This window comes from Roseburia sp. TF10-5 (assembly GCF_003462365.1).
GTDB classification, from domain to species: domain Bacteria; phylum Bacillota; class Clostridia; order Lachnospirales; family Lachnospiraceae; genus Roseburia; species Roseburia faecis.
In genome coordinates this window covers 1-5,747 of record NZ_QTYW01000036.1, presented here as the reverse complement: position 1 = coordinate 5,747, position 5,747 = coordinate 1, and the positions used below count along the sequence as shown (strand labels likewise).

The 5,747-nt window shown below is 34.7% G+C and carries 10 protein-coding genes and 1 pseudogene; all 11 read right to left on the bottom strand.

The features are described from left to right. Positions 1-304: 304 nt before the first annotated feature. The gene (locus tag DXD06_RS17190; RefSeq protein ID WP_158569565.1) at positions 305-475 is read right to left on the bottom strand and encodes a hypothetical protein; all 171 of its coding nucleotides are present in this window, start codon (positions 473-475) and stop codon (positions 305-307) included. Positions 476-480: 5 nt separating this feature from the next. Beyond that, positions 481-783, bottom strand: coding sequence for a hypothetical protein (locus tag DXD06_RS16755; protein ID WP_117833194.1), 303 nt, complete (start codon positions 781-783; stop codon positions 481-483). Positions 784-807: 24 nt separating this feature from the next. Then, on the bottom strand, positions 808-1,113 hold the full coding sequence (locus DXD06_RS16750) for a PBECR4 domain-containing protein (protein ID WP_117833193.1): 306 nt from the start codon (positions 1,111-1,113) through the stop codon (positions 808-810). Positions 1,114-1,321: 208 nt separating this feature from the next. Beyond that, positions 1,322-2,350, bottom strand: a complete 1,029-nt coding sequence (locus DXD06_RS16745) for a virulence RhuM family protein (protein ID WP_117833192.1) — start codon at positions 2,348-2,350, stop codon at positions 1,322-1,324. A 26-nt stretch (positions 2,351-2,376) separates the two neighbouring features. Then, complete coding sequence (locus DXD06_RS16740) at positions 2,377-2,970, bottom strand: hypothetical protein (RefSeq protein WP_117833191.1); 594 nt, start codon at positions 2,968-2,970, stop codon at positions 2,377-2,379. 127 nt (positions 2,971-3,097) lie between these two features. Next, positions 3,098-3,682 (bottom strand): DUF6933 domain-containing protein, encoded by a 585-nt coding sequence (locus tag DXD06_RS16735; RefSeq protein WP_055068300.1) that lies wholly within the window; start codon positions 3,680-3,682, stop codon positions 3,098-3,100. A gap of 5 nt (positions 3,683-3,687) precedes the next feature. Next, a complete protein-coding gene (locus tag DXD06_RS16730; protein WP_117833190.1) occupies positions 3,688-4,011 on the bottom strand; it encodes a hypothetical protein in 324 nt (107 codons plus the stop codon). 184 nt (positions 4,012-4,195) lie between these two features. Further along, entirely contained in the window at positions 4,196-4,342 is a 147-nt protein-coding gene (locus DXD06_RS17185) for a hypothetical protein (protein ID WP_158569564.1), read from the bottom strand. A gap of 366 nt (positions 4,343-4,708) precedes the next feature. Continuing rightward, positions 4,709-4,894: a hypothetical protein gene (locus DXD06_RS16720; RefSeq protein ID WP_117833189.1), complete on the bottom strand. Its 186-nt coding sequence runs from the start codon at positions 4,892-4,894 to the stop codon at positions 4,709-4,711. 112 nt (positions 4,895-5,006) lie between these two features. After that, positions 5,007-5,564, bottom strand: a complete 558-nt coding sequence (locus tag DXD06_RS18045) for an NUDIX hydrolase (protein ID WP_442969673.1) — start codon at positions 5,562-5,564, stop codon at positions 5,007-5,009. Then, positions 5,547-5,747: pseudogene (locus DXD06_RS18215) on the bottom strand (helix-turn-helix domain-containing protein); the annotation flags it as partial. The gene DXD06_RS18045 and the pseudogene DXD06_RS18215, both read right to left, overlap by 18 nt.

The following is a 5,747-nucleotide window of genomic DNA, read 5'->3' as shown; positions in this document are numbered from 1 at the left end:
GAAAAAGAAATTTTTTGCTAATTTATGGTTGACTTTTCATAGCTGGTCTCCTTATTAAATTTCTTCTATTTATCATTTATTGTTCCCACAAATAGAGCCAAACCAGAGCCATTTGATAAAATAAATGCCGGAAACCCGCATAAATACAGGCTTTCGGCATTTTAATCCGTTATTCAAACTCTTTTTCGGGTTCAATTTTTCACATAAATCTGCTGTTATTATATTGCAAAACCATATCATTTTGATACGGTTTTGTATGTTATTTATATAGTTGCATTTCTGGTGTACCCAAATTGTACCCACGCTATTTCTGTACACTATTCTTCATTATCAAAGGTGTCATTTTTTCCATGAGTGCATCTGCGATACGTCTGCTTTTGTCATCAAGAATTTTCTTCTGTTCATGCGCCCACTCTACAGCCTTAAGCTGATCCTCTAATTTTTCACTTAACAAAACATGATCTTCATCATTCATATGTCTTATTCTCCTGTTACATCTTCAAACAACTTTGCTGACACAATATCCTCAATTTTTTCTCTGAACTGCTTAAGCATTGCTGTATCTCCAACAATAATTTCATCAAAGAATAAACTTCCAGTTGTTTTTCTTAGAATCAAATCTACAGTTCCCGGATTCTTCAATTCATTTCCTTTTATCAAGGACTTCGGACGTGCTTTCTTTGATTCTGAAAAACCTAATGTGCAGTTTCCATCCGCTGTTGCCAGCGAACACACTACCCGATTTTTCCGAAAGCCTTCTTCTACTTGAACATCCGATTTCATTAGTGTCATCATATCCGGCAAAACCTATATTTTTCTTCTTACTGTACCTTTTGCCGACTTCTCATTGTGTCCTGCTTTTGCAAAATCAAAGTCCACTTCCGCAAGCGTTCCATCATAACATTTGCGGAAAAATGTCTTAGCATCTATCTTTGAATGTACACCTGTTAAATGCTGAAAATTATCTTCCTCCGCAGCAATTATATAATAATCATTTTTCTCAAATGTTACCGAGCAAATTATATACTCATAATCAACATAGATGTCCTTATACTGTTTTGCAGCTTTTATCATTTCCTGTCGGGCACGTTCCTTAAAACTCTCCTCTGCCATTTCATCTCCTTTGTTAAAGAAAGACGGATGACCGAAGCCATCCGCCTTTGATTTTTAGCAGTTTACTCTGTAATGGGAATGAGTTTTAGGTCTTCATCCCGACCACTGGAAACGGGTTTTAAGTCTCCGTTCCGACTGTAGTATCTTCTCTTTGTAATTTAAATATACACTATCGTATGCTAAAAGTCAATCTACTGTGAATGTTGTTTTATATCTGATCGTTAGTACCATCCTTCTCCATATCATTCATCAATTTATCAAAGTCACTTTCATACAGTGAATCCTGTATAACTCTGTACTTCTCAAATTCACTTTCCGCAAATTCTTTCGCAATAGCTGCAGTAACTTTCCCTTTATCCTGAAGTACTTCTGCATCATTAAATCTAAGAAATGCGTCAAGCTTTGTTTTCCAATCTTCCATAGTCATAGGAATATGTCTTCGTGCCTGTCTTGTTGCATAATCAAGATACATTGTCACAATCTCATTTAATTCTGCAAGTTCTTCTTTTTCTAAGTAGTTTTTTGCAATTGACACATCTGTTTTTACTATTTTACCATCCGGCGCATTTTTCCATGATTTAAGTCCCATATGTTCCTTATTATGATCAGCTCTTGCCACTATCACTTCTGCCGCTGTACTACCATGAACTGCATAATGCATCTTATTCTGTACTGTTGCATAAAACTCTCTTGTCACCTGTGAATTCTTATCATAATCAACTGCTGTTGCATATATATCTGTAATTTTCTGGTAAAATCTTCTCTCACTTGCTCTGATTTCCTGAATCTCAGCAATAAGATGCTCAAAATAATCTTCGTCGAAAATCTGTCCATTAATCAATCTACTTTTATCAAGAACATAACCCTGCTTTGTAAATGTATCTAATACCTTTGTTGCCCATGTTCTGAACTGCATTGCCCGTTCTGAATTAATGCGATACCCCACAGCAATAATAGCTGCTAACGAATAGAACTTATAATTGTATGTTTTTCCATCATCCGCAGTTTGTGCAAATTTTGCACAAACTGAATTTTCATCTAATTCGCCCTCTTTAAAAATGTTACTCAGATGTTTTGTAACCACACTTCTATCTACATCAAAAAGCTGTGAAATTGCCTTCTGCGTAAGCCATACATCGCCATTCTGAACCCTGACCTCTATTCCGTCTTCTCCTGCATCTCGTGTGAAAACTAAAAAATCCACAGTGCTATTTCTTATCTGTAATTCTTTGCTCATAAAAGCATTCCTTTCTCTAGATTCTATCAATACATCTCTATAAAACATTTTTCCCGGTTTCTTTCAAATATCAAGAAGGGAATTTCTGCTTTTGCCAGCATACTATTATTAACTGGAACATATTCATAATTTTCAATATCTGGTATACACTTTATAGCTTTCTGTTTATCTATACCATATAGATTATTTTCACTGCTGTTCCATAAAGCCTTAATCTTCAAAACAACACATTTTGTTTGAACCATCACCTTATATTTTTCAAGCCTGCTTTTTTCTATCTCCTTTGATTTATCACCATAAGAAATAGTAATATATCTGGAATTGGATTTTATAATGCGAACATCTCCATTCCTTACTGCCTCTTTAGGGAATCCCAAATCTTCAAAAAAACTATCATAATCTGTAATGCATTCTGGGAGTTCCATTTTGACTGCATAACTGCTATTTATAATATTCTGTATATCCTTATCATCAACCCTGAACATATAAATATTCCATCCCGTGCTATCGCCATCATCATCTAATATTGAAATAGAACCATAAGGATTAAACATATGTAAATTAGACAAATCATCTTTTGTTGGCTTTTTAAATTTGACTATTTCAAATGTTATGCTCATAGCTGGTCTCCTTTTCCGTCGCTTTTTTCGTCACTTTTTTAGCGACGAATTATTTTATACATCTTGCTTTTCGTCATTGCAAACTAACTTCTTATGCCCAAACAATTGTTTTAACAATTCTTTTGCGCTAATGGTTAGAACTGCGATTAGTATCTATGTACCTGGTAAAATCAATTACCTTTGCAGGCTTTCTCTTAGGAATAATTCCTAATCGTTCCATGTCTAATTTAAAGAGTTCACTTGGATATCCATATGCATCGAATCCCTCTGGCTGACAAATATCTCTGTTAAGATACTCACTCAGTTCCCACTGATATTTTGTATCTTTCTCCAGTTTCTTATCAAAATACTGCGCATCCGTTACCATTCTATTAATGCCGCCAACCGATTTCTTCCCATGTGTCTTTGTCACAATCATATCGCCTGACATTTTAAAATATTGTGCTATCTGTTCTTCAGAATATCCCATTTCCTGCATCACGCCATGGATCACGCGGCTGATATACATTGCATAGTAATTCCAGTTTCTTGGTTCAATATCTGTCATTGCTATTGTATAACGATTACTGGCATTTACAATAAACAAGACATTTCTTCCTTTTATTTTCGTCAAATGTGTGTCCCAGCAGAACACAAGTGAAACACCTTTGCTTTCTGCAATCTTTGTGGTTTTTAGTCGATCTTGAACTGCCTTTGTTGCACCAATCTCCATATGTATCACCTGCTCATTTCAAGTATTCTCTTCACTTCCAGCTGTAGTTCATCACTAAAGTCTGATAAATCATCATATGTAATTACTTTCAATCTAATAAGACGAACGATATCCCATATCACCTCTGACTTACTCATCTCCATGATAACTCCCGGATGACGCTTATCTTCTTTTATCCGTTTTTCAAGTTCCCAGAATTTCTCTGATGCAGGCTTTTTATCATCATTCAGAAAATTTGCATACTCTTTAACAAGACCTTCCATATAATTTTCCTGCCAGCCTGATAATCTTTCTCGAAATAATTTCCAATCCTTTTTGCTTATGTCCATGATTTTGAACCTCCTCAGTCTCATGTTAGTCTCAACAAACAATTTCAAAAATGAGACTGTCTTGAGACCAACTCGAAACATTCTTGCATATCAGTATAAAAATAATCCGTCGCTTTTTCCGTCGCTTTTTTAGCGACGAATTATTTTATTTTGTACATCTTGCCTTTGGTTTTGCCATTGTCAATCAACTCTCACTTATTTCCTTGTCCTCACCATCCACCATTCCATCAAATATCATCATAACTTTTTCATTGTGGGTATCATAATAATATTCTGTTTCCATATTGGCAAATTCCATTGCCTCAATTATGTCTTCTAATTTTACTTTCATCTTTTATCCTTTTCCGACTTCAAAATGTGTTTTTAATGCTATAGATAGAAATTGATTCATTTTATCTTCTCCAATCGATAAATCATATAAATTCATTAATCATTTTTAGTCTCATCAAATGTCAAATTTTATGAGACTTTGTTGAGACTAACTTGAGACTGTCTCATTACAATGTCCATGTTGAAGTCTTTTTATCATAAACTGCACCTGTCACTTTCTTAATTTTCGCATAATCTCTAAACACCGTTGATCTTGATATATCAAGTTCTGCCATTACCTATTCAACTGATAAATGCAGATTCTCACAAATCATATTATAAATTTTATGTTCTCTTTCAGATAATGTTTTATGTTCTGTTGCTTACTTCATTTATTTATTCCAGCATTCTTTAAATAAACCGTAATGCTATCCTTTGCATCTGATTCATACAATACTGGTAATTCTTTTGTTTTATCAATTAGTATCTGTATACAATCATAATATACTCTTCTGTATTTCAATGTTAATGGTTTAAAAAAGGCATCATTTTTTATATAATCAAAAAAATTCACTTGTTCACCTCCAATTCTACTCGAAAATTTTCTATTTTTATCAGTCTCAAACTTAGTCTCAAAATCTCATCCCTAAAATGAGACTATGTGGGACTAACTTCAGACAAATTTTTTAATTTTTTTCAAAATTACTGATTTTACTGCACTTCTTGTCCACTTCCGTAAAGAAGTATTCCAATGTATCTACAAACATATTTGCATCAAACAATTCTTTTATCTGTTCCCTGTTCATCCAAGCAACCTGTGCCACTTCATCCGTTGTGGCATTGCCTAAATCAACCTCTCCATCGTAATCAAACAGCCAAACATCCATAATATCATTAAAGATTTTTCCCTCAATGATTTTTCGTGTCTTTGTAAAAAGCACTTGTCCATTTTCCGGCATTAAATCAACGCCAACCTCTTCCTTTGCCTCTCGAATTGCTCCCTGTAAACTATCTTCTCCCTTCACAACCGAACCACCTACACATTTCCACATCAAAGGGTATGTTGGCCTATTGGCGGAACGCTGCGAGATAAGGTACTCTCCCTTAGAATTACAAATCCACACATGCACCACCAGATGGTATCCGTCTATTGGTAACTGTTCTCCTCTGATATGGTCTCTTCCCAGAAGTTCCCTATTTTCATCATACAAATCCCATATTTCTGCATCCGGTACATACTCCACAATATCCCCAAAATCTGCATGTAAAATTTTACAGATTTTGCTAAGAATTGTTAGGCTCACCTCTTCATCACGGCGAAGCTTTGTCATCGTGTTAGGAGCAATTTCTGCCTTTTTACGCAAATCCGATTTACTCATTTTTTTATCCACTAATAATTTCCATAATTTGTTATATGATACAGCCAT

Excerpts from the sequence above, each read along its gene's own strand:
- DXD06_RS17190 (WP_158569565.1), bottom strand. The coding sequence starts at position 475 with ATGAATGATGAAGATCATGTTTTGTTAAGTGAAAAATTAGAGGATCAG.
- DXD06_RS16755 (WP_117833194.1), bottom strand. The coding sequence starts at position 783 with ATGAAATCGGATGTTCAAGTAGAAGAAGGCTTTCGGAAAAATCGGGTA.
- DXD06_RS16750 (WP_117833193.1), bottom strand. The coding sequence starts at position 1,113 with ATGGCAGAGGAGAGTTTTAAGGAACGTGCCCGACAGGAAATGATAAAA.
- DXD06_RS16745 (WP_117833192.1), bottom strand. The coding sequence starts at position 2,350 with ATGAGCAAAGAATTACAGATAAGAAATAGCACTGTGGATTTTTTAGTT.
- DXD06_RS16740 (WP_117833191.1), bottom strand. The coding sequence starts at position 2,970 with ATGAGCATAACATTTGAAATAGTCAAATTTAAAAAGCCAACAAAAGAT.
- DXD06_RS16735 (WP_055068300.1), bottom strand. The coding sequence starts at position 3,682 with ATGGAGATTGGTGCAACAAAGGCAGTTCAAGATCGACTAAAAACCACA.
- DXD06_RS16730 (WP_117833190.1), bottom strand. The coding sequence starts at position 4,011 with ATGGACATAAGCAAAAAGGATTGGAAATTATTTCGAGAAAGATTATCA.
- DXD06_RS17185 (WP_158569564.1), bottom strand. The coding sequence starts at position 4,342 with ATGAAAGTAAAATTAGAAGACATAATTGAGGCAATGGAATTTGCCAAT.